Genomic DNA, 24,348 nt, shown 5'->3' with positions numbered 1-24,348 from the left:
ATTTGCAGCTACTTAAATCTATTTTACTTCATTATAGCGAAACGAACACGTTTTTGAACTTATTGGTTCGTAGCAAAACGAAAAAAAATAGACCTCTGTATGCTAAATAGAACATACATAAGTCTCACCGTTTAAGACAACACCAGAAATTTCTTTCGGAGTTGGTGATGTTGTCGCAGCTGATGCCGCCAGTTACTCCCTCATGAAATAATAAAATGGCTACGGACAAGTCTTTCACCAATAATTATTGCTGAATTAATTATACCTGTTCTTTTAGTGTTTTTCAAATGAAATCGTATTGATTTTCAGAAAAATTTCTGTTTAGTTTGAAAAGACTTAAATGATTCATAATGAAGTAGCTTATATTAATTGCGTTTAAACAGAAAAATCCCCTGACTATTCAGTATTACTGACTAATCAGGGTAAGATGACTTGATCGTTAAATAGATGAAGTTTTCTTGCTGTGGCTTGTGATAGCTTCCAATACAACCGACAATATAAATAAAAGAATAAACAGAGATGCAAAAAGGACTCCTCCTCCAAACAAACTGATAGCACCAACTAGTCCAAGAAGACTGATTACCATTGTTTTCAATTTTTCCATAATCACTCACCCCTTTTCAAAAGGAAACTATTAGTTGCTTTGCACCACCATCCTACTCCCATTGCTATGTTCTGTCAATAGAATGAGGATTGGCCGTTATCTTTTCTCTACTAAATCTCTCTTTCATTTTTTGGTATCATCCTAGCTTCTTTTTCTTCATCAATAACTCTTTATATTTTCTTGGCGTATTTCCCCAAAAAGCTAAAAAATTTCGGTTAAACGTACGAATAGATTGATAACCGCAAGCTTCCGCTATTTCGCTAATCTTTCTAGAGGAACTGAGCAAAAGAGAACGAGCAAATAACATTCGATTATATTCTACCAAAGCATTAAAGGTCATTGAAAACTCATTTAAAACAATTTGATCAATTTTAGTTGGGCTAGAATAAAAATATTTTGCTGCCGTTTGAAGCGATATTGCTTCACTGTAGTGTTGATGAATGTAATTATAAATCTCAAAAGGTAAACTGTTTTGGAAACGAAAGGAATTTAGCTTCTTATCAGTTGAGCGGATTTTTTTGACTTCTGTAGGTGAATAACCTGTCATCGCCTTAAACTGTTTGTTAAAGCTAGGTACGGATCGATAACCAACAAAATCAGCAATGAATGCTACATCCAGCTCTTCAAATTTTAACATTGCTAAAGCATTGTTGATGCGAACCTCAACCAGATTTTCTACAAATGTTTTCCCTGTTAGTTTTTTTAACCCTCGATTGATCGTTTGAGATGTGCTTTTAAATTTATCTGCTACTTTATTCAGTGACAAGTCTTCTCTATAATGAAAATGAAGATACAATAATATTTTTGAACTCATCTCACGAATTGTTTTTTCACGATTCCAATGGTACCTTGCAGTTCTTTCAAACCAAACGATCACTTGATACAAATCAGCAAGCAATGATAGATCATAGAGTCGCTCTTGTTGTTCATATTCTTTAAGAGCATGGGTAAAAATCGTTCGTAAATAGGAAAAATCTTTTTCCTCACAGTCAAGAGCAGGTGTATCCCAGTACTCAAAAAAATTCATATGTTGATCCACCGAGCGGGTTGTTAGGGAAGATAACATTAGTACATTTAAAGAAAGGTCGAAAGTAATTACTTGGATTTCTTCATAAATTTCAACAAACTGATAAACATGATATGAAAAAAGCCAAAGCACACTGCCTTTTCTTACTAAGTATTCTTGATTATTGATTTGGATCTTTCCTGAACCGCTTTTTATAAAGAAAAATTGAACGGTCATTCTACTCATCTTAGCCGTTTCAGTTTGGTAGGATTCACTTTTTACAATAAAATCGGCTTTATTTAATTCAAAACCATAGTAACTAGTTCCACTATATGGAAGACTTGTTTGCATTTTTTTACTCCTTCGTTCAATTAGGATAAGATTTATAATTATGATGTCCAGTTTTTTCGGTTCATTACGATTATACTATAACTGTACATGTGATTCATATCACAAATTAAATTAGGAGGTTTTACTCATGAGTAAAAAAGTTTTTGTGTTAGGTGGAACTGGTTTTTTAGGGTATTATACTACGGAAGAATTATTGAAAAAAGGCTATGAGGTAGCAACGATTTCTTTACCACCGATGCCGGCAGAAGATTTATTTTCTAGCGATGTCTCTGTAACTTTAGGAAATATCAATGATATGACAGATGAAACAGTGTTGGAGATGCTTAAGGGTTGTGAAGGTTTTATTTATGCCGCTGGTGCAGACGAGCGTGTTGTTCCAAAAAGTCCTGCTTCTAAATTTTTCTATGAAGCGAACGTCTTACCTACTCAACGTTTGGCCTATTTAGCTAAAGAAGCGGGTGTAAAGAATTTTGTTGTCTTTGGTTCTTACTTTTCAGAATTTGCTGAGCGTTTACCTGAAACTAACTTAAAAGTAGAAGGTTACCCAATGATGCGTTTACTACAAGAACAAGTTGCGTTCGCTGAAGGCGACGGTAGTATGACTGTAACTTCTTTACGTCTGCCTTATATTTTTGGTACTATGCCTGGTCGTGAACCGTTATGGAAAATGTTTACAGATCAAATCAAAGGGCAAGCCATTTTCCCTGCACTTAAAGGTGGGACCGCAATGGTAACAGTAGAACAAGTAGCGCAAGCAGCTGTTGGCGCTATGGAAAACGGAACACATCGCAGCACATATGCAATTGGTGATACTAATATGAAATACCAAGAATTTTATCAATTGATGGTAGAAGCTTTAGGACAAGATACAACAGTTCCTGTCGTTTCTTATAATGATGTTAAAGATATTTATGAAGGTATTGATGCTGAATCAGGCAAAGCTGGTTTGGAACATGGGATTCATTCAACAAAATCAGCGATGATGCAAGAATATGATTTATATTTAGATCCAAATGATACCTTTCCTATTTTAAATATCAAACATGATGATGTCGTTGCTTCCATTAAAGAGACCTTGAAAAAATGTGTTGAATAAATAATTGATTATAAAAAAATAGACTGGAGCATAACTCAAAAAGTTATAGCTCAGTCTATTTTTTTTGTAACAGCGCTTTTTATTTTTTAATCTTTTAGACTACTTGTGAATTTCGCGGTAAATCAATTTGCTTTCTGGAACCTCTAAACCAATGTGGATATTCTCCTTGATCATAGCTGTAACATCAGCAATATCTTCTTGATTGGCAAAAATTGTGACTAAGCTCTCACCTTTTTTCACTTGATCACCAACTTTTTTTCTTAAAACCAAGCCAACTGCCAAATCAATGTCATCTTCTTTTGTTTCTCGTCCAGCTCCCAGTTTCATTGCTGCTACCCCGATATTATCAGCGACAATTTCTGTAACAAATCCATCTGAATCAGAAGTAACCTCGATTTCAAAATTAGCCTGTGGTAATAATGTAGGATCATCAACCCATTCAGGATTACCACCTTGATTTTTGATAAATTGTTTGAATTTGACCAAAGCTGAACCATCTTTAATTACACCTTTTAGCAATTCTCTAGCTTCTGTTAAAGAATCGGTCTTGCCTGCAAGTACAACCATTTGACTCCCTAAAGTTAAAACAAGTTCTGTTAAATCTTCTGGTCCATTACCATGCAAAGTATCGATAGCTTCTTGCACTTCTAATGAATTACCGATCGCATTTCCTAACGGCTGTGACATATCAGAGATAATAGCCATCGTATTTCGACCAACCAAATTACCAATTCTAACCATTGCAGAAGCAAGTTCTGCTGCATCTTCTTCCGTCTTCATGAAGGCACCTGCACCAGTCTTAACATCTAAGACAATCGCATCTGCCCCTGCTGCAATTTTTTTACTCATGATTGAACTTGCAATCAGTGGAATTGAACTAACTGTAGCTGTGACGTCTCTTAACGCGTATAATTTTTTATCAGCAGGTGTTAAATTACCAGATTGACCGATTACTGAAATTTTATCGCGATTGACCATCTCAGTAAATTCATCATCCGTTAATTCCACATGGAAACCATCAAAAGCTTCTAGTTTATCGATCGTACCACCAGTGTGACCTAAGCCACGGCCTGACATTTTTGCAAAAGGAATATCAAGTGCAGCCACAAGTGGTGCTAAAACTAATGTTGTTGTATCACCTACACCACCAGTAGAATGTTTATCCACTTTTATCCCGTCAATATTTGATAAATCGATCACATCACCAGAATGAACCATTGATAAAGTCAAATTAGCTCGTTCTTCATCTGACATATCTTGAAAATAAATAGCCATTAAGAATGCACTTGCCTGATAATCTGGAATCGTTCCGTTTGTTAAACCTTCAATAAAAAATTCAATTTCTTCTTTGCTAAGTTCATTGCCATTTCGTTTTTTTTCAATAATATCAACCATTCTCATAATTCGTACCTCACGATCTCAATTGTTTAAAGTTTTTAATAGCCACCTGTTGTATCATTGATAGCTTCATCAACAATCGCAACGCTTGAACTTGCACCTACTCTTGAAGCTCCTGCATGAATCATTGATTTAGCATCTTCCGCTGTACGAACACCACCAGAAGCTTTTACTCCAATATCCGGACCAACAGTTTTACGCATCAATGCAACATCTTTGATCGTTGCTCCGCCTGTTGAAAAACCAGTTGATGTTTTAACGAAATCTGCTCCTGCTTGAACAGATAGTTTTGATGCTAACGCAATTTCTCTATCCGTTAATAAACAATTTTCAAGAATCACTTTCACTAATGCCTTGCCTTGGGCTGCTTTCACAACTGCTTCAATATCTTTTAAAACAGTATCTTCATCGCCTGATTTTAATGCACCTACATTAATGACCATGTCTACTTCTGTTGCACCATTTTTGATTGCGTCTTCTGTCTCAAAAACTTTTGTTGCTGTTGTATTTGCCCCTAAAGGAAATCCAATGACTGTACAAATCTCAACTGAAGTACCAGCTAATTCTTTACTTGCTAAAGCAACCCAATAAGGATTCACGCACACTGAAGCAAATTCATATTTTTTAGCCTCTTCGATCAAAGTTAATAATGCTTTCTCATTTGCTTCTGGTTTTAATAATGTGTGGTCGATCATTTTGTTTACGTTCATTGTACTCTCCCTTTCAGAAATTTCGTTCTATTAAATTGAAATTTCGTTCATACTAAGTTTTTATAAAAGAGTAGAAAAACATGTCTACTCCGGTTCCCAAATATAATTAATGATTTAAAAGCTTCAAAGCGGTAAATTTATCAATCAGCAGCACATTGGCATAGCCACCCACTAATGCACCATGGATTGCTTTGATTTTGCGATCTCCGCCAGCGATTAGAATCGACTTTTCCTTGGTTTTTAACTCTTCAAGCTCAATCCCAATCGTACGACTATTGATTTCTTCATCACTGATTTGACCATCTTCATTGAAGAATCTAGAACAGATATCTCCTACTGCATTCGCTTTAAGTGATTTCTCTTCTTGTTCCGTAAAATAGCCTAAGCGAAAATGCAACGATTCGCTTTGAACCGTTCCCACGGTAAATACAGCAATATTGGCCTGCCGTCCCAATTCAATAACCTTACTGATATGACGATCTTCTACAACTAAATCTTTAGCTTCTTTACTGTCTAAAATAACTGGTAAAGGAAACGTTCTTGCTTTTGTATTTAAAATTTCAGCAAATAATGTGATTGTTTCAAATGCGTAATTATTAACATCAAAATAAGCAATGCCGCCTTTTAGTTGAACAACTTCCACGCCCTTTACATCCAGACGACTCATTTTAGAAACAGTCTTATGCATAGTCGTTCCCCAACTAACCCCGATGATATCACCACTCTTGATAGTATCTTCAAGATATTCAGCTGCATAAGAAGTTAAATATTCTGAAATAGAATTGTAGTTTGCATCTGGCGAAAAAGCAACATGGACTTCTGCTAAACCATATTTTTCTTTCAACTTTTTTTCGATTTCAAACAGGTCGGAGAAAGGATCAAAAATCGTGATTTGAACATATCCTTTTTCTTTAGCATAATTGAGTAATCGCGATATTGTCGGCCGTGATACATTTAACTTCTCAGCAATTTCTTGCTGACTAAGGGATGATTGATAGTAAAGTCGTGCTACTTCGATACTAAGTTGTTGTTTTTCTTTATCCATACACATTGTCCGTTCCTTATTATTTAAGCTCATTATAGCAAGAACAAACAAGGATGACAAATGGACTTTTAGTCAGTTAAATAAATACTTTTCAGCTCAATTAGTTTTTCTTGATCAAAATTTAAACATTCAGCTGCATATTTTTCTGCTGTACCGAAGTTTTTCTCAATTAAATTAAACGCGTGATCCAGATAATCTTCCTTTACATAAAGAGCTGTTGCCAATGACTCCAATTGCTCTTCACTAAATCCTTGCTCTCTAAATTGCTGAACTAATTCATCATTGGCTTGTTTTCTCTCAGTATTTGTAATCAGAAAGTCTTTATAAATTTCCTCTTTTTCCACATCTAGTAATAATAGCAATAACGCTGAAGCGTAGCCTGTGCGATCCTTACCAGCAAAACAATGAAAAATTGTTGAACCCTCTTTATTAGCTAAAATATACTCCATAAACTCCGTAAAACCTTCTTGAGCACCTGGATTCAGGATCAAATCTTCATAAACGCCAAGCATATGTTTATCAACTGCTTCAATCGATTTTAACTTAGCAAAATCAGCTAAACTTGAATTTTTAGCGTTCATCTTTCCTAACAGATCTAAATTGACATACTCCACATCTTCGATTGGAGTATCTGGCGATTCACTGATTTCAAAGCCTCGTCTAAAATCAATGATTCTTGTTAGGTTAAAATTGTCTACAAGCGTTGTTTTAGTTTTTTGATCTAAATCAACTAAATGACCCGAGCGCAATAATTTCTTCGCCTTAACTATTTTTCCCTCTTTATTTTGAATGCCGCCTAAGTCTCTAAAATTTGTAATTTTTACGTTCATTTGTCTATTCCACCTTTATGCACTTACTTTTTTTCTTCTTCTTTCTTCTGCCAATGCCACGATTCCTAAAAGAACGGCAATGATCACAATCGAAATATAAAAGATAATAAATGTATCATTCCAACCGTGTAGGACGTGTCCAAAGAAATTCACTCCATCTTTTGACGGATCGGAAATCTTAGCCAAAAGAATTTTAGCCATTGAATCTCCAAATAAATAAGCAAAAGCGCCTAGCAATCCGCCCGAAACAACTGTTGCTTTTTTCGGTACAAATCCTAACATGGATAAATTGATCAACAATTGCGGTCCAAATACCATCATGCCTAACATAAATAATGATGCATTGATCACAAATTCAGTTGTACCAAGTTGATATCCAATGATGCCAATCGGTAGTAAAATTGTACTAACTGTGGCAACCAAAGCTGGACGTCCTTTTAATAAATCTGAGATATAGCCCCAAGCCAAACATCCGATCAAAGCGCCCATTTCAAAATAGAAAATCGTTTGAGCTGCTGCTTCTTGCGAAAAATTCAAATGTTCCGTTACATATAACGGTGCCCAGTTATCGATACCGATTCGAACAATATAAACAAATACATTCGCAACACATAAAACCCAAATATAAGGATTGGTTAAGAGATACTTTTTGAAAATTTCCCACTTTGTTAGATTTTCAGCATCTACATTGGCTTCTTCCACAGGTTCACCAAAGATTTCTTCACTTGAATTCCAGCCTAAATCTTCTGGTCTATTTTTCCCGATAAAAAATGTTCCTATTGCCACAACAGCTGCCACTATTGCTGGAATAATGAACATCCCTGCAACTTGACCTTTAAAGAACGTTGTCGCACACCAAACAGCAAAAATCCCTGCAAAACCACCACCAATATTATGTGATGCATTCCATAACCCAATATATCTACCACGATTGCTTCTCGTTGTCCATTGTGTAATAACGGAAGCACAACTTGGTCCACCAACACATTGGAACAATCCGTTCAATGACCATAAAACCACGATCCAGCCCATCGGGACATTATTCATGGTAAAAAGAATCCCCATACATAAAACGGTAATTGAAGACAATAATAACAAAATAGATAAAATTTTCTTCGTATTCTTGCCATCTACGATATAACCAACAATAAATTTACCAAATCCATAAACGATGGAAAAGACAAAACCAATATAACCAAGATCTGTCGTTGTCAGTCCTAACTGACTTTTTAATAATGGCTGTGCTGCTTTAAAATTATTACGAATCATGTACATGGTGATGTATATAACCACAACAACCAAAAACGGTTTCATAAATTCTTTAAACCATTGTTTTCTTTGTTCGGCCAAAGTCGGCCGGATCCCTTTACCAACAACTGCATTCGTTTCTTCCAAATTCTCTCACCCCAAAATTTTAATTATAATGGTTAGCGCTTTCCAATATAAGTGTATAATACACGACGAAAGAACAAATGTAAACACGTTATTGAAATTATGTTCAAAATTATTTTTTACATTAGTTATGAACAATATTGTATACAAAAAAAAGAAAGAGAGAAGCAAAACGAGCTATTCGTTTTGATTCTCTCTTTACATTTAAATAAATGCTTTTAATCCAGCCTCTATTTTATTATGTTATTCATCGTGATTGCTATTCAATTCTGTGATTTTTCCAGTAGCTAGATAAACGATCCATTCACAGATATTTGTCACATAATCCCCGATCCGCTCTAAATAGGTTGCTACATGCAGATAGTCGGTTCCGCTAATGACTGTTTCAGGATTTGATTGCATTGCTTTGATTGAGTGTCTGTAGATACTATCAAAATACTCATTCACTCGAGCATCCATTTTAGCGATCATACGAGCGTCTTTTTGATCCGTTTTGACATAAGCGATCAACACGTTATCAACCATTTTTTTAACATAATCAGACATATCTGAAATTTCTTTTTCAATTTCAGGAATTCTAGTTTCTCCTTTTAATCGAATCGTTGACTTAGCGATCGATACAGCGTGATCCGCCATTCTTTCTAAGTCAGAACTAGCTTTCATAACAGTGATGATCATTCTTAGATCGGTTGTTACTGGTTGTTGTAAAGCAATCATTTCAAAACTTTTCTTCTCTAATTTAACTTCCATATCATTAATTTCTACATCATAATCAATGACTTCTTGAGCTATTTTTTTATCGTGGTTGATATATGCTCGTACAGATTTATGCACAACATTACTTACCATCATGCCCATTTCATAAAATTGATTATGAAGATTTAATAGTTCTTCTTCGAATTGGCTGCGCAACATATAGGTTCCTCCTTTTTTTTAACCAAATTTTCCAGAAATGTAGTCTTCTGTTTGTTTTTCTTTTGGATTCAAGAATATCTTCTTCGTATCATTAAATTCTATCAATTCGCCTTGTAAAAAGAAAGCCGTTTTATCAGAAATCCGTGAAGCTTGAGACATATTATGTGTCACCATGATCATTGTATACTTCTCTTTCAATGTTAAAAGCATATTCTCGATCTTACCACTTGAAACTGGATCAAGGGCACTTGTCGGTTCATCCAATAAAATAATTTCAGGATCAACGGCTAACACACGAGCGATACAAACACGTTGTTGTTGACCGCCTGATAAAGATAAGGCACTTTTATGCAGTTTATCTTTCACATCTTCCCAAACAGATGCTGCTTTTAAACTATTTTCCACTGCTTCATCTAACACTTGTTTATCTTTTTCGCCTTTTAAACGTAAACCGTAAATCACATTTTCATAGATGGAAAACGGAAAAGGATTCGGTTGTTGAAAAACCATGCCGATTTCTTTACGTAAATCTACGATATCCGTTTTTGGACCATAGATGTCTTTCCCTTTATAGACCACACTTCCAGTGATCGTCACACCTGGGATCAAATCATTCATCCGGTTCAGTGAACGTAGATAAGTCGATTTACCACAACCTGATGGTCCGATCATCGCTGTGATTTCCCCTTGATTGATACTCAAGTCGATCCCTTTCAAGGCTTCTTTTTTACCATAATATAAATGCAAATCTTTTGATGAAATAATTTCTTTTGTCATCTTTCTCCTCCTAACCAAAATGCCCAGAAACGTAATCTTCTGTTGCTTGAATTTTTGGTCGTGTAAAGATTTTTCTTGTTTCATCGTATTCGATCACTTTACCTAGGTAGAAAAAGGCAGTGTAATCACTGATACGGGCAGCTTGCTGCATGTTATGGGTTACGATAATGATCGTATAATCATCTTTTAAATTCACTAATGTCTCTTCAACCTTCCCAGTTGAAATCGGATCTAGGGCACTAGCTGGCTCATCTAAAAGTAGAATATCTGGTTTCATAGCAATCGCTCTAGCAATACATAAACGTTGTTGTTGACCACCAGACAAGGCTAAGGCACTTTTATCTAAATTGTCTTTTACTTGTTCCCAAAGCGCTGCCTGTTTTAAACTTGTTTCAACAATTTCATCTAGTTTTTTCTTATCTTTTTCGCCATGTTGTTTTAATGCGAATGTGATGTTTTCATAGATTGATTTACTGAATGGATTAGGACGTTGAAAAACCATGCCGATGCGTTTACGCATTTCATAGACATCGACTTCTTTTGTATTGACATTAACGCCTTTATACATGATATTACCTGTTACTTTAGTGTTTGCAATCCCATCGTTCATGCGATTTAATGAACGTAGATAGGTTGATTTACCACAACCAGAGGGCCCAATCAACGCTGTGATTTTATTTTTTTCAAATTCTAGATCTACACCTTTAATGGCTTCGTTTTCTCCATACCAGACATGAAGATCATCGGTATGCAAGGCAATTGGTTCTGGTAATTTAATTATATTTGTATCATTTAAATTATATTCTTTCATTCTGATTCCCCTAACATTAGGCTGATGTCATTCTTTTATATAATCTATTTCCAATAAAGCGTGCGCCGAAATTAAAGAGTAAAACGACTAAAATCAGAACAGCGGAAGCCCCCGCGGAAACAGCAGCACCATCCGGCATCGTGCCTTCTGTATTGATTTTCCAAATATGAACAGCTAATGTTTCAGCTTGACGGAAAATACTGATTGGACTTGATACACTTAGTGGATTCCAATTACTGAAATCTAGTGCTGGAGCACTCTGTCCTGCAGTATAAATCAGCGCAGCAGCTTCACCAAAAATTCTTCCTGAACTCAAGATCACACCAGTTAAAATTCCCGGTAACGCTTCTGGAACAACAACTTTCATCACGGTCTCCCAACGAGATAACCCTAACGATAACCCTGCTTCTCGCTGCGTATAGTGAACTGCTTTTAATGATTCTTCAACATTTCTAGTCAATAAAGGTAAGTTGAAAAATGTTAGTGCCAAAGCACCTGAAATGATTGAAAAGCCATAGCCCATTTGTACTACAAAGATCAAGAATCCAAACAAACCAACAACTACAGATGGAAGTGAGCTTAGAATTTCAATCGAAGTACGAATCACATCTGTTAACCAATTTTTCTTTGCATATTCAGATAAATAAATACCTGCACCTAATGAAATTGGAAAACTGATCAGCATCGTGATCAATAATAAATAAAGTGAGTTGAATAATTGAATACCGATACCGCCGCCAGCTTGGTAGGCTTTAGATGGTTTCGTTAAAAAGTCCCAAGAAATATGAGGAATACCACGAATCAGAATATACAGCAGCAATGCTGCCAAAATTAAAACAATCACGCCTGATATCGCATATAAAACACCCGTTGCAAATTTATCTGCTTTTTTTGCGTTCATTATTTCAAGGCTCCTTTCCTACCAATGATCCGAATAATAATATTAAACAATAATGACATCAAGAGTAAGATCAAAGCAAGGGACCAAAGTACGTTGTTTTCCACTGTTCCCATGATCGTATTTCCAATACCCATCGTCAAAATACTTGTTAAAGTTGAAGCTGGAGTCGTTAAACTAGATGGCATGATCGCCGCATTACCAATGACCATTTGAATTGCCAATGCTTCACCAAAAGCTCGGGCCATTCCAAAAACAACAGCAGTTAAAATCCCAGGAACAGCTGCTCTTAAAACAACTTTATAAATTGTTTGCCAACGAGTTGCCCCTAAAGCTAATGATGCTTCACGATAATGACGAGGTACTGACTTTAACGCATCAACAGTCATTGTCGTAACAGTCGGTAAAATCATAACGAACAAGACAAATGTTCCAGCTAAAATCCCAAAACCTGTGCCGCCAAAAATTGAACGAATAAATGGCACGATCACAGATAAACCGATAAAACCATATACAACTGAAGGAATCCCAACTAATAGTTCAATAACCGGCTGTAAAATTTTTGAGCCTTTTTTTGGTGAAATTTCTGTCATGAAAACAGCTGCACCAATTGCAAATGGTGTCGCAATGATCGCAGATAGAAACGTGACAATAAAAGAACCTGCAATCATTGGCAAGGCTCCTACCATTGGTTTACCATCTGTTCCTGTTTCACTCGGATTCCAGTTTGTACCAAATAAAAAATCGGAAACTTTGATTTTATTTGTAAAAAAGGTCGCTAAACCTTTACTTGCCACAAAATAAAAGATCGATAAAACAACCAAAACAATCAAAGCAATACAAAGAAAACTAATAAATTTCCCTCGCTGTTCCATTCTTGCGCGCTTTGATTTTGTTAACAATTTCTTCTGCACATCTTCCAAGAAAATTCCTCCTTATTTTAAAAGCGTAGCAGGTTCGTTCAGCTCTGACAGGAAAATAGGAAAAAATGATTGAGGTGCTTTTTACCTCACTCAGTTTTTATCTTTTTCCCGAAGAGCTAGCCTGCGAAGCTAGATAACATTAAAAGCATAACAGGCTCGTTCAGCTCTGACAGGAAAATAAGAAAAATCGACTGTGACGCTTTTTGTCACTTTCTATTTTTATCTTTTTTTCCGAAAGGCTAGCCAGTGAATCCCGACTATATAAAAGTTGAACTAGCTCGTTCGACTCAGATAGGAAAATATGAGGTTAGGACTTTTTGACCACAATCATGATTTATTTTTCAAAATAAATCCCCACATACTCAACACTTTCCATAATAAATTCAGTGTAACTTTTGAACATAAATTTGTGTTTAATAACATGTAAATCTTATGTTAAGTTTGTAAATTTTGTGTAAAGGTCCTTTATTTGATTAGATTTCCTTGCCAATCGCGTTCTACTTTCATTTGAGAAACAGGTATATAGCCCAGTTGAGCGATGATTTTTTCCTGTACATCATCTGACAACATAAATGCTAGGAACTCATCTGTTAATTTTTTTGGTTGTCCTAAAGTATACATATGTTCATAAGACCAAATCGTCCATTTATTCGTGACAACATTCTCATCTGTTGGTTTTACACCATCAATACTTAACGTATTCACTTCATCATTAACATAAGAAAACGCAGTATAGCTAATAGCTCCTGGCGTATCTGAAACAATCGAACGAACCATTCCACTAGAATCTTGTTCTTGAGCTTGGATTGCTGTTTTACCGTCAAGCACCCATCGTTCAAACGTTACACGTGTTCCGCTACCTGCTGCACGATTCAGCATAACAATTGGTAGATCTTTGCCACCAATCTCTTTCCAATTCGTTATTTCTCCCAAGAATATTTTTCTAAGATTTTCTAATGAGATATCTGATACTCCAACTTTTTTATTGACGATAGGCGTAATCCCTACTACAGCCACTTTATGATCCGTCAATTTCGATGCATCTATTCCTTTTTTTTCTTCTGCAAATAAATCCGAGTTACCTATATCAACTGCGCCAGACTGAACTTGGCTCAATCCTGTACCGCTTCCGCCGCCTTGAACATTGATAAAGCGTCCTGGATTTTGATTTTGAAACTCTTCCGCAGCGGTTTCAACTAAAGGTTGCAGTGCTGACGAACCGACTGCTGTGATTGATTCACCTCTATCGATCCACTTAGCACAGCCTGACAATGTTACTAGCCCAATTAGACTAAAAAATAATAGCATCTTCTTTTTCATTTATCTGATAATCCTCCAAACTCAATTCAATCAATTCATTTTAACATTAACTGTTTACATTGAAAATTATAAGTTGCTCAAGTTAGCATTTTTTTGGTATAAAATAACAAAAAAAAACAAAGTAAAAAGTACAACAGATCCCTCAAATTGTACTTTTTAAACTTACTTATAACAATGGTGAAATTAGACGTGCTAATCCTTCTTTCAATTTAATCAGTACACCACGATTACGGTATTTTTCCTCAGTCAATAGTTCTGAAACTTTAGAGTCTTCGTAAAAAGCATCTCGTACTTCTGCTGAAAATCCTTGATCGTAAATAATTGTATTGACTTCAAAATCCAGTCGAAACGAGCGTACATCGATATTAGCTGATCCAACAGAAACAATTCCGCCGTCAATGATCATTGTTTTTGCATGTATAAATCCGTGTTCATAAGTTTCAATGATTGCTCCATATTCTAGCAGTTCTGCTGAAAATGAGTACGTTGCCCAATAAACAAGCATATGATCTGGCTTATTTGGGATTTGCATACGAACTTTGACACCTGAAAGTAACGCTAACTTTAAGGCTTCATGAATTGAAGCATCAGGTATATAATAGGGTGTTTGAATCAATATTTCCTTTTTCGCGATTGAAATCATTTTTAAATAGGTCATCTTGATTTGTTCGTGTTCTGAATCTGGACCGCTAGTCACTATTTGAACTGCTTTTTTTCCATCAGAATGAATGGGCGGAAAATAAGCATCGTCGTAACTTAATTCTTTTCGATGTTGCGAATTCCAATCCATCAAAAAACGATTTTGCAAACTATAAACAGCTTCACCGTGAATCCGTAAATGATTATCGCGCCAGTAACCAAATTTTTCAACCTCACCTAAATACTCATTTCCAACATTAAATCCGCCAGTATAACCAATTTTCCCATCGATCACCACTATTTTTCGATGATTTCGATAATTGATCCTTGGATTTAAATATGGAACAAACAGTGGGAAGAAGAATGCAATTTCTCCACCGATTTTTTTTAATTCTTCAAAGAACTTCATATTTACTTGAGTCGAACCCCAAGCGTCTAGAAGCAAACGAACTTTTACACCTCGTTTTACAGCATTAATCAGTTCTTGTCGAATCTCTTTTCCTAAAGTATCACCACGATAAATATAATACTCCATGTGGACATGATCTGTGGCTTGTCGAATATCTTCGATCAATCCATCAAATTTTTCTCGTCCATCTGTATATAAACGAACCTCATTATTTGTTGTATATAACGAACTTTCAAATACAGTCAGCATATAAATCAGCTGCTTTGAATCGACTTCTCCAGTTGGCGGATGTGGAAACAACCCTCTTAATAATGATTGTTTCTCTGATTCGATTTCAGCATTCATCCCGATTTTAGCCTGCATCTTCATGTCAAATATCTTATCCTTTGAAATCCCTCGACCTAAGAAAATATAAAGAATAAAACCTAAAACAGGAATAAACATCAATACAAGCAACCATGACCATGTTTGAGCCGTTTGTTTACGCTCTCGAAAAACAATAATCAACGATAATAGCATATTAGCAATAAAAATAATGACAAATAAATTATCATATAAAAACTTCATTCATTCACCCCAATCACTTTACTCATACATCCCCCCCAGTAAAGCATAACGAACTTATGAAAATAAGTAAAGGAAAAGCAGACAAAAATGTCTGCTTTAGTCCTACTAAATTTTTAAGAAACGACGCATTGAGATGATTGAACCGAGTGATCCTATTGTCATTCCAATAACTATCATTAATAAATCAATCTGCCAAACAAATGATTCAGGTTTCAATAATGAATAATTTGAACTTAACAGTTGCGGGTTAAACAACGTATAAAACTTTTGGTAACCAAATGTCAGTACTAAAATTGGGATAATCGCACCAATCAGTCCGATCCAAGCCCCTTCAATAAAGAACGGCCAACGGATGTACCCATTTTTCGCACCAACTAAACGCATGATTTGAATTTCTCTTTGACGAGAAAGAATTGTAATACGAATCGTATTGGAAATCAAGAATACTGCGACGAACAATAGCAAAATAGCAGCTCCTAATCCCCACGTTCTTACTTTTCCTGCGATACTGAAAATCTTATCTGAAGAAACACCACCGTAATCTGCTTTAAATACATTTGGCAGTTTAGCTGCCTTTTGCGAGATTTTTTTCGTATCAGATGGTTCTTTTGCACTCACATAATAGACATCATACAAAGGATTACTGTCACCTTCAAAAAGGTTCCATGCTTCACCCATTTGTTTTTGGATTTTCTTTAATTGCTTATCTTTATTTGAATATGAGATCGTTTCAACATTGTCGATTTTATTCAATTCTTTTTCTAACTTTTGCATTTCATCAGGTGTTGTACCGATGTCAACGAAAACAGAAACTGTTACGTTTTCTTCGATATCTTTTGCTAATTTTGTTGCATTAAAAATTACTGCCATAAAAATCCCAACAAGGACTAAAGTAATCATAACAGCACTGGCTGAAGCAATTGTCATCCACCCATTACGTTTTAAACTTTTGATACTTTCTAGGACGTGAGAAAAGAACGTTCTAATCATCGTAGCCATAGTCTCCTTCCGCTTGGTCTCGAATAATTCGGCCATTTTCGATGGCGATTACACGATGACGGATCGTGTTTACAATCGTGCTGTTATGTGTTGCCATTACAACGGTTGTTCCTTGCGCGTTGATCCGATCTAAAAGTTTCATGATTTCCCATGAATTTTCCGGATCAAGATTTCCTGTTGGTTCATCGGCAATTAGAACTTTCGGTGTATTAACGATTGCGCGAGCAATTGAAACACGTTGTTGCTCTCCACCAGATAATTCACTTGGAAATACACGTACTTTGTGTTTTAGACCTACAAGATCAAGAACTTCCATCACTCTTTTCTTGATATCTCTTGGCTTACGGCCTACAACTTGCATAGCGTATGCAACATTTTCATATACAGTTTTTTTCGTCAATAGTTTGTAATCTTGAAAGACGATACCGATTTCTCGTCTAAGATATGGAACTTCTGAATTTTTAATCTTCATCAAGTCATGACTTGCAACTTTCAAACGACCTTTCGTTGCTTTTTCTTCGCGGTACATAAGTTTAATAAATGTTGATTTTCCAGCTCCGGAAGGTCCAACAACATAAACGAATTCACCTTGTTTTATTTCTATTGAAATATTTCGGATCGCAGTTGTACCATTCGAATATTTCTTCATTACATCTTTCATTTCAATCATGGCGTATTCTCTCCATCTCTGTTTTCTAGACTATCAATCATTATAACATGACTTTGTTTCAAGGCTCTTTCAACAGTTTACAATTTTGTTTCATTTCTGTGAATTGATCAATTTAATTTTTGTTTTAAGTACGCATCGATAAAACCATCTAGTTCTCCATCCATCACAGCCTGCACATTTCCCGTTTCGTAATCAGTACGGTGATCTTTAACCATTGAATAAGGATGGAAAACATAGGAACGAATTTGCGAACCCCAACCAATCTCTAGTTGCTCACCACGTAATGATGCTGCTTCTTGGGCTTTTTTATCCATCTCTAGTTGATAAAGTTTTGCTTTTAACATCCCCATCGCTTGTTCACGGTTTTTTAGTTGCGAACGTTGTGCTTGGCTGGCAACAACCGTACCCGTTGGAATATGCGTGATTCGAACAGCTGATTCAGTTTTATTGATATGCTGTCCTCCTGCTCCACTAGCACGATACGTATCGACTTTTAAATCATCTGTATTGATATCGATTTCGACATTTTCATCCAATTCAGGCATGATATCAACTGAACAAAAAGAAGTATGACGACGTTTAGCTGAATCAAAAGGTGAAATTCGGACTAAACGATGGACCCCTTTTTCAGATTTTAAATAGCCATAGGCATTATATCCTTTAATTAGAAGTGTAACACTTTTAATGCCTGCTTCGTCTCCTGACTGGTAATCTAATGTCTCTACTTGGAACCCATGACTTTCAGCCCAGCGAGTATACATCCGAAGCAGCATACTGCCCCAATCTTGTGACTCTGTACCACCAGCTCCTGGATGAAGTTCCATGATAACATTATTTTTATCATAAGGCTCGTTTAACAATAGAGAAAGTTCATAAATACTTAGTTTTTCTTTTAAAGCTAGTAAACGTTCTTCCAATTCTATTTGAGTATCTGCATCATATTCTTCTTGCTGCATCTCACTCATGATTTCCAATTCTTCCAGTTCGTCCGCAAATTGATGGAATTGTTGATATTTTTCCTTGTAAGAATTCGTTTCATTGATCAATTGCTGCGCTGCTTCTGTATTATCCCAAAAACCTGGCTCTGCCATTCTGTTTTCAGCTTCAGCAATATCTTCTTCTAACTGATCTAAGTCAAAGAGACCCCCTGAAGCTTGTGATTGATTGATTCATTTCATCTAAAATAGTTCGGATTTCAGCATTTTCCATGATATTTTCTTCCCTTCATTTTCAATACTTTGTTACACAACAAATGAAGGCGAAGCAAACGCCTCACCTTCATCATTTGTTACTGACCTTTACCGTGGCAATTTTTGTACTTCTTACCACTGCCGCATGGACAAGGATCATTACGGCCTATTTTTTCATCAACATGTATTGGTTTCTTCTTAGCACTAGTATTACTTTCAGGTTCTTCTTCATCGGTTGGATGAACTGCTTCTCCCTGTGCCACTTGTTCACGTTGAACATTTTGACGAATTTCTGATTTCATGAATAGACGAGTTACTTCGTATTCGATTGCTCCGATCATTTCTTCAAACATATTATAACCTTCTGTTTGATACTCAACTAATGGATTATTTTGTCCGTAAGCACGTAAGCCCACTGATTGACGCAATTGATCCATTGCATCGATATGATCTGTCCATTTAGTATCAACAACACGTAGAATAACAACTTTTTGGAATTCTAGAATTTGTTCTGGACCATTTAATTGTTCTACTTTGACATCGTAGACTTCTTGAGCACGTTTTACCAAATACTCTTTGATCTCTTCTGGTGACTTGCCTTCTAAATCTGCTTTAGAAATAGAATCTTCATGAACTAATGTTGAAGAAGCGAAGTCAACGATACCATCAAGGTTCCAGTTTTCTTTTTCTAATAAAGTATGGCTGTCCACAACTCGAGTGATCGTGCGTTTCACCATATTCAGTAATGTTTCAGTTAATTCAGTGTCTTCCATGATGACTTCTTGTCGTTGAGCATAAATAACTTCACGTTGTTCACGCATTACATCATCATATTGCAAGACATTCTTACGTGTATCGTAGTTGTTACCTTCAACACGTTTTTGAGCTGATTCTACTTGTTTACTTAACATTTTACTTTGAATCACAGCATCTGACTCTTCAATATTCATACGATCCAAGAATGCTTTGATTCTTTCAGAACCAAAACGTTTCATCAAATCATCTTCAAGAGATAGATAGAATTGAGAAACCCCAGGATCTCCCTGACGACCTGCACGTCCTCGTAATTGATTATCGATACGGCGAGATTCGTGACGTTCAGTACCAATTACGGCTAAACCGCCAAGTTCGATAACGCCTAAGCCAAGCTTGATATCTGTACCACGACCAGCCATATTGGTTGCAATCGTTACTGCACCTTTTTGACCAGCGTTCATGATGATTTCGGCTTCTTTAAAGTGATTTTTTGCATTCAATACTTCATGCGGTACTTTTTCCTTATTTAGTAATTCAGATAGTAACTCAGAAGTTTCAACAGCTACCGTACCAACTAAGACCGGTTGACCATTATGGTAACGTTCTTTAATATCTTGAACAACTGCTTTAAATTTACTTTGTAGTGTTGGGTAAAGTAAATCTGCACGGTCATCACGAATGATTGGACGGTTTGTCGGAATTTGGAAAACTTGAATATTATAGATTTCACGGAATTCTTCTTCTTCTGTTTTTGCAGTACCCGTCATCCCAGCTAATTTTTTATACATACGGAAATAGTTTTGGAATGTAATTGTCGCCATTGTTTTTGTTTCGTCTTCGATTTCTACAGCTTCTTTGGCTTCAATGGCTTGGTGTAAACCGTCTGAATAACGACGACCATCCATGATACGTCCAGTAAATTGGTCAACAATCAGAACTTTGCCTTCTTGAACAACATAATCAATGTCTCGTAGCATAATAAAGTTCGCACGTAACGCTTGATCCATATGGTGTGTCAAAGCTGTATTTTCAATATCATAAAGATTATCTAAGCCAAAGTTTTCTTCTGCTTTCTCGATACCTGCTTCTGTTAAACTAATTGTTTTAGATTGAACATCGATTTTATAGTCTTCTTCTTCTTTTAGACGTTTAACAAAATTATCGGTACGTGTATATAGAGCTGTTGATTTTTCTGCTTGTCCAGAAATAATCAACGGTGTACGGGCTTCATCGATCAAGATTGAATCGACCTCATCCACGATAGCATAGTTCAACGGACGTTGTACCATTTGGTTGCGGTAAACGACCATGTTATCACGTAAATAGTCAAATCCTAATTCATTATTTGTACTATAAGTGATATCGCAATTATATGCATCACGTTTTTCTTCAGATGTTTTTGAGTTGATGTTCAGACCAACCGTTAGACCTAAGAAATTATATAATTCACCCATCTCATCCGAGTCACGTGTTGCTAAATACTCATTCACAGTTACAACGTGAACCCCTTCGCCTGTCAATGCATTTAAATAAACGGGCATTGTAGCTGTCAAAGTTTTACCTTCACCTGTTCTCATTTCAGGGATATTCCCGTCATGTAAGACAATACCACCCATTAGCTGAACGTGATATGGATATAATCCTAACACACGTTTTGCAGCTTCACGAACGACCGCAAAAGCTTCTGGTAATAATTGATCTAATGTTTCACCTTTTTGATAACGAGCTTTAAACTCGTCAGTTTTTCCTCTTAATTCTTCATCGTTTAACGCTGCAATAGCTGAAGCATGAGATTCCACTTGGTTCGCAATACCATCCAAGCGTTTTAATTCCTTTTTATCATTTTCGATCATCTTTTTTAAAAAATTCGCCATGTTTTTAAGTGTTCCTTTCAATAAACTCTATTTATTTTTTGCACTAAATGCACAATCATCCTTTCCATTTTATCACTAGTTGGTAAGAAAGGAAATAACTTCTCTTAATATTAATAATATATTATGTCAATTTTTATGTATATAGGCTTAAAAAGGGAAAAGAGACTGCGACAAAACGTGTGCCGTCCTGCTTCAGTCTCTTAAAAATCGATTATCCGAAAGGAAATAGCTCCGATAACAATTTTACTAAAAATATCTATGATTTCACTAAATTAGAAATTTTTAGTTCTTATGAATTGAATCCGAAACGATTTATCCGATTTGCTCGATTTAGTCTGTTTCAATCAAGCCATACTTACCATCTTTACGACGATAAACAATGCTTGTTCCATTTGTTTCTGAATCTTCAAAGATAAAGAAGTTATGTCCTAACATGTTCATTTGTAAAACAGCTTCTTCACTATCCATTGGTTTTAGTGAAAGACGTTTTGTACGAACAATGTCTAATTCTGGCGTTTCATCTGGTGTTTCTTCACCGTTTAAGAAAATAGCTGCTTTTGCAGTGTTCATCCCAGTTTCACGAGATTTGCGGTTAATTTTTGTTTTAAATTTACGAATTTGTCGTTCTAATTTATCTACAACTAAATCAACACTTGCATATAAATCAGGTGATGTTTCTTCAGCACGTAAAACTAAATAAGGTAGAGGAATGGTAACCTCAACTTTTGCTGTTTTTTCAGTATATACTTTTAAATTCACATGGACTGTTGCCTCAGGTGAATCACTGAAATAACGCTCTAACTTACCAACTTTTTTCTCTACATAGTCTCTAATAGCTTCAGTAACTTCGATGTTTTCTCCACGCACATTATATCTAAACATAACGATTACCCCTTTCATCTGCCACTAAAGAAGGAATAAAAGGACCACTCTGTTATCCTTCTTCTTAATTCTATTATAACGAATTATATTACTTTTGCCAACAAAATTGCGACCTATTTTTTATTTTACTTATTCTGCTATCTTGCAATAGAAAACGTATACAGTTTAGAAGGGTGATTTTCCAAAATAACTTGTGCTGCATGAAAAATTGTGCGACCTGTTGTATAAATATCATCTACTAAAAGAACGTCTTTATTTAAGACAGCTTTTTGTCCCGCTTTTGTGAGCATGAAAGGTTGCTTTAACTCCATTCGATCTTTTCTGGTCTTTTGTACTTGCGATAGTCCATCAGCAAAACGAACAAGATATGGTTGATATGAAATATTGGCTGCCTCTAACAAGCCTTCAACTTGATTAAAGCCTCTAATTTTCATTCGTTCAGTTGAAATTGGAATCGGAATAACTAAAAAATTCTTTTTTCGTTTAAAATAAGTCTGTAAATATCCTGCAAAACTGTATCTAAGTTTGTAATTTCCTTTAAATTTGTATTCTTCAAACCATTCTTGCATTGCTGCATTATAGGAAAAAATGGCTTCATGGTGGAAATCATAATTTGGATAACACTGTTGCCATTTCAAACAATCCCCACAATACGCGTTATTCGTCGGCCGTTGACAGCCACGACAACTGTCTTTTCCCCCTAACAACTGGAACGCTTTGGCACATTTAGAACATAATTGTTCTAACGCTACTCTTTTTAATAAAAAAATTTCCTCAATAGTTAAGTTTCTACTGATTATTTCATCGCAATAGTTACACCTCATCGATCAATCCTCGCTTTATGCCTAAAGTATTCATTTTTTCGATTTGTTTGATGGCTTCTTTCATTGCTTTCGTACAACCGTCATGTAAAAACCAAACTTCTCCTGCCGTATAGTCCATTCTTCGATCGACTCGACCAGCAATCTGAACAAGAGCAGATGTTGCAAAAACAGGATGATTAGCTCCCAGAATAATTACAGAAACACCGTCAAATGTCACGCCTCTCTCTAATATAGTAGAAGTTATAAGAATTCGATATTCTTTATTACGCATCCTTAACACTTTTTCTAAGCGCTCAGGGTCTTGTGAATGAACACAGGCTAAAGGCGTTTCAGAAAATTCTCCTTCTATTACACTTATTAATTGCTCCATCAATGAAATACTAGGACAAAAAATCAGGACGTCGTTTCTAGTCACTAATGAGCGAAGTTTTGTAACTAATGCTTTAGGCCCTTTTCCTTTATTAATTGTCTCGCGCCACCGATAACACCATTTTAGTTTAGGAACGGGTAAAACTCTCCGATGATAACGTGCTGGCAAAATACTAGTCTTTAGTTCTTTTTGAGCAGCCTTTTTAGTTAACTCTTTCGTCGGTGTTGCCGTCAGATAAACAAGCGAACCTTTTTTCTTGATTGCGTGATTTACACCATACTGCAGTATTAGATTATCAACAAAGGGAAAAGCATCTACTTCGTCGATGATCAAAACATCAAAAGCCTTGAAAAAACGTAATAGTTGATGTGTTGTACAGACTAGCAGTTTTGTATAGGAATACCGTTCTTTCATTTTCCCATGTAGCAGAATCGCAGCTTCCTCAGGAAAAACTGCTTGTATTCTAGGAAAAAGTTCTAAGCAAACATCTACCCTAGGCGAAGCAATTCCTACTCGATAACCGCATTCTAAAGAATGATGAATCGTTTCAAACAACATTTCTGTCTTCCCTGCACCAGTGACTGCCCAAATCATTCTAGATTCACCATTCTTGACCGAAGCCAATAACTCATTTGACACTGCTTGCTGCCCTTCAGTAAGTGTCCCCTTCCAAGCAAAATAAACTGTTCTTTTAACAGGTTCTGGTTCAGGTAGGTGATAAAATTCCTGACTAGTATCCACTCTGCCTAATTGAATACACTCAGGACAAAAATAGGCTCTACTAACTAATTGAACTGAACGTTTGTCATGGATCTGACCACAACGTAAACATTGAATTGTTTTTTCAGTCACCTCTTGCATCGTTGGTAATTTCTGAGCTTGCTCTTCAAGCAAAACGATGTCTTCAACTTCTTTTTTTAAGACTTTTCTTCCCCATAATTCTTGCATTTTTTCTCCCTCCATAATTAAACTACGCAGTTTTTCTTTGTATTTTTCTTTTTTCAAAAAATTATACATTTTAGTTGCAAAACAAGGCGAGATGAGGTTGTGTCAAAAAGTATTTAGTCCCAATTTATTGAACAAAAAAAGCCG

The 24,348-nt window shown here is 35.9% G+C and carries 22 protein-coding genes; 1 reads left to right on the top strand and 21 read right to left on the bottom strand.

Features of this window, described 5'->3' with window-relative positions:
* Positions 1 to 439 precede the first annotated feature (439 nt).
* Together AC4BB7_RS05985 and AC4BB7_RS05980 are read right to left on the bottom strand one after the other, a co-directional pair.
* Complete coding sequence (locus tag AC4BB7_RS05985) at positions 440 to 604, bottom strand: hypothetical protein (RefSeq protein ID WP_490484725.1); 165 nt, start codon at positions 602 to 604, stop codon at positions 440 to 442.
* A 136-nt stretch (positions 605 to 740) separates the two neighbouring features.
* On the bottom strand, positions 741 to 1,961 hold the full coding sequence (locus tag AC4BB7_RS05980) for a helix-turn-helix transcriptional regulator (protein ID WP_490484724.1): 1,221 nt from the start codon (positions 1,959 to 1,961) through the stop codon (positions 741 to 743).
* A 127-nt stretch (positions 1,962 to 2,088) separates the two neighbouring features.
* Between AC4BB7_RS05980 and AC4BB7_RS05975 the strand changes: the two genes are divergently transcribed.
* Positions 2,089 to 3,057: an NAD-dependent epimerase/dehydratase family protein gene (locus tag AC4BB7_RS05975; protein WP_490484723.1), complete on the top strand. Its 969-nt coding sequence runs from the start codon at positions 2,089 to 2,091 to the stop codon at positions 3,055 to 3,057.
* 99 nt (positions 3,058 to 3,156) lie between these two features.
* Here the strand turns inward: AC4BB7_RS05975 and AC4BB7_RS05970 are convergent, their stop codons facing one another.
* The 19 genes from AC4BB7_RS05970 to AC4BB7_RS05880 form a co-directional block, all read right to left on the bottom strand.
* Entirely contained in the window at positions 3,157 to 4,458 is a 1,302-nt protein-coding gene (locus AC4BB7_RS05970; RefSeq protein WP_490484722.1) for a pyrimidine-nucleoside phosphorylase, read from the bottom strand.
* Positions 4,459 to 4,493: 35 nt separating this feature from the next.
* Positions 4,494 to 5,165: a deoxyribose-phosphate aldolase gene (gene deoC, locus AC4BB7_RS05965; protein WP_086312278.1), complete on the bottom strand. Its 672-nt coding sequence runs from the start codon at positions 5,163 to 5,165 to the stop codon at positions 4,494 to 4,496.
* Between the two features lie 106 nt (positions 5,166 to 5,271).
* Complete coding sequence (gene deoR / locus AC4BB7_RS05960) at positions 5,272 to 6,210, bottom strand: DNA-binding transcriptional repressor DeoR (RefSeq protein WP_086312277.1); 939 nt, start codon at positions 6,208 to 6,210, stop codon at positions 5,272 to 5,274.
* 68 nt (positions 6,211 to 6,278) lie between these two features.
* Complete coding sequence (locus tag AC4BB7_RS05955) at positions 6,279 to 7,040, bottom strand: tyrosine-protein phosphatase (protein ID WP_490484721.1); 762 nt, start codon at positions 7,038 to 7,040, stop codon at positions 6,279 to 6,281.
* A 15-nt stretch (positions 7,041 to 7,055) separates the two neighbouring features.
* A complete protein-coding gene (gene uhpT / locus AC4BB7_RS05950; RefSeq protein ID WP_086312275.1) occupies positions 7,056 to 8,435 on the bottom strand; it encodes a hexose-6-phosphate:phosphate antiporter UhpT in 1,380 nt (459 codons plus the stop codon).
* A 240-nt stretch (positions 8,436 to 8,675) separates the two neighbouring features.
* The gene (phoU, locus tag AC4BB7_RS05945) at positions 8,676 to 9,347 is read right to left on the bottom strand and encodes a phosphate signaling complex protein PhoU (protein ID WP_086312274.1); all 672 of its coding nucleotides are present in this window, start codon (positions 9,345 to 9,347) and stop codon (positions 8,676 to 8,678) included.
* A gap of 18 nt (positions 9,348 to 9,365) precedes the next feature.
* Positions 9,366 to 10,124 carry a phosphate ABC transporter ATP-binding protein PstB gene (pstB, locus tag AC4BB7_RS05940; protein WP_010760782.1) on the bottom strand — a complete coding sequence of 253 codons (759 nt, stop codon included), beginning with the start codon at positions 10,122 to 10,124 and terminating at the stop codon, positions 9,366 to 9,368.
* Between the two features lie 10 nt (positions 10,125 to 10,134).
* Positions 10,135 to 10,935, bottom strand: a complete 801-nt coding sequence (gene pstB, locus AC4BB7_RS05935; RefSeq protein WP_010771606.1) for a phosphate ABC transporter ATP-binding protein PstB — start codon at positions 10,933 to 10,935, stop codon at positions 10,135 to 10,137.
* 16 nt (positions 10,936 to 10,951) lie between these two features.
* Positions 10,952 to 11,836 (bottom strand): phosphate ABC transporter permease PstA, encoded by an 885-nt coding sequence (pstA, locus tag AC4BB7_RS05930; RefSeq protein WP_086312273.1) that lies wholly within the window; start codon positions 11,834 to 11,836, stop codon positions 10,952 to 10,954.
* On the bottom strand, positions 11,836 to 12,756 hold the full coding sequence (pstC, locus tag AC4BB7_RS05925; RefSeq protein WP_010760779.1) for a phosphate ABC transporter permease subunit PstC: 921 nt from the start codon (positions 12,754 to 12,756) through the stop codon (positions 11,836 to 11,838). Before pstC ends, pstA begins: the two co-directional genes overlap by 1 nt.
* 465 nt (positions 12,757 to 13,221) lie before the next feature.
* Positions 13,222 to 14,076 carry a phosphate ABC transporter substrate-binding protein PstS gene (locus AC4BB7_RS05920; RefSeq protein WP_086312272.1) on the bottom strand — a complete coding sequence of 285 codons (855 nt, stop codon included), beginning with the start codon at positions 14,074 to 14,076 and terminating at the stop codon, positions 13,222 to 13,224.
* A gap of 166 nt (positions 14,077 to 14,242) precedes the next feature.
* Positions 14,243 to 15,691 carry a cardiolipin synthase gene (gene cls, locus AC4BB7_RS05915; protein ID WP_490484720.1) on the bottom strand — a complete coding sequence of 483 codons (1,449 nt, stop codon included), beginning with the start codon at positions 15,689 to 15,691 and terminating at the stop codon, positions 14,243 to 14,245.
* Positions 15,692 to 15,796: 105 nt separating this feature from the next.
* Positions 15,797 to 16,681, bottom strand: a complete 885-nt coding sequence (gene ftsX / locus AC4BB7_RS05910) for a permease-like cell division protein FtsX (RefSeq protein ID WP_490485122.1) — start codon at positions 16,679 to 16,681, stop codon at positions 15,797 to 15,799.
* The gene (ftsE, locus tag AC4BB7_RS05905; RefSeq protein WP_010771600.1) at positions 16,674 to 17,360 is read right to left on the bottom strand and encodes a cell division ATP-binding protein FtsE; all 687 of its coding nucleotides are present in this window, start codon (positions 17,358 to 17,360) and stop codon (positions 16,674 to 16,676) included. Before ftsE ends, ftsX begins: the two co-directional genes overlap by 8 nt.
* 107 nt (positions 17,361 to 17,467) lie before the next feature.
* Positions 17,468 to 18,569 (bottom strand): peptide chain release factor 2 gene (prfB, locus tag AC4BB7_RS05900; protein ID WP_139844031.1). Its coding sequence is split into 2 segments (ribosomal slippage): positions 17,468 to 18,496 and positions 18,498 to 18,569, totalling 1,101 coding nucleotides; the frame shifts between segments, so codons are not numbered across the junction.
* Positions 18,570 to 18,648: 79 nt separating this feature from the next.
* On the bottom strand, positions 18,649 to 21,180 hold the full coding sequence (gene secA, locus AC4BB7_RS05895) for a preprotein translocase subunit SecA (RefSeq protein ID WP_086312268.1): 2,532 nt from the start codon (positions 21,178 to 21,180) through the stop codon (positions 18,649 to 18,651).
* 330 nt (positions 21,181 to 21,510) lie between these two features.
* Positions 21,511 to 22,062 carry a ribosome hibernation-promoting factor, HPF/YfiA family gene (gene hpf / locus AC4BB7_RS05890; protein WP_010760772.1) on the bottom strand — a complete coding sequence of 184 codons (552 nt, stop codon included), beginning with the start codon at positions 22,060 to 22,062 and terminating at the stop codon, positions 21,511 to 21,513.
* A 137-nt stretch (positions 22,063 to 22,199) separates the two neighbouring features.
* Positions 22,200 to 22,886 carry a ComF family protein gene (locus AC4BB7_RS05885; protein WP_490484719.1) on the bottom strand — a complete coding sequence of 229 codons (687 nt, stop codon included), beginning with the start codon at positions 22,884 to 22,886 and terminating at the stop codon, positions 22,200 to 22,202.
* On the bottom strand, positions 22,876 to 24,204 hold the full coding sequence (locus AC4BB7_RS05880; protein WP_490484718.1) for an ATP-dependent helicase ComFA: 1,329 nt from the start codon (positions 24,202 to 24,204) through the stop codon (positions 22,876 to 22,878). Before AC4BB7_RS05880 ends, AC4BB7_RS05885 begins: the two co-directional genes overlap by 11 nt.
* Positions 24,205 to 24,348: the final 144 nt, after the last annotated feature.

This window comes from Enterococcus sp. AAFC-DPL-5182 (assembly GCF_058216605.1).
The sequence above is the reverse complement of the archived record's forward strand: the minus strand, read 5'-3'. Positions and strand labels throughout refer to the sequence as shown.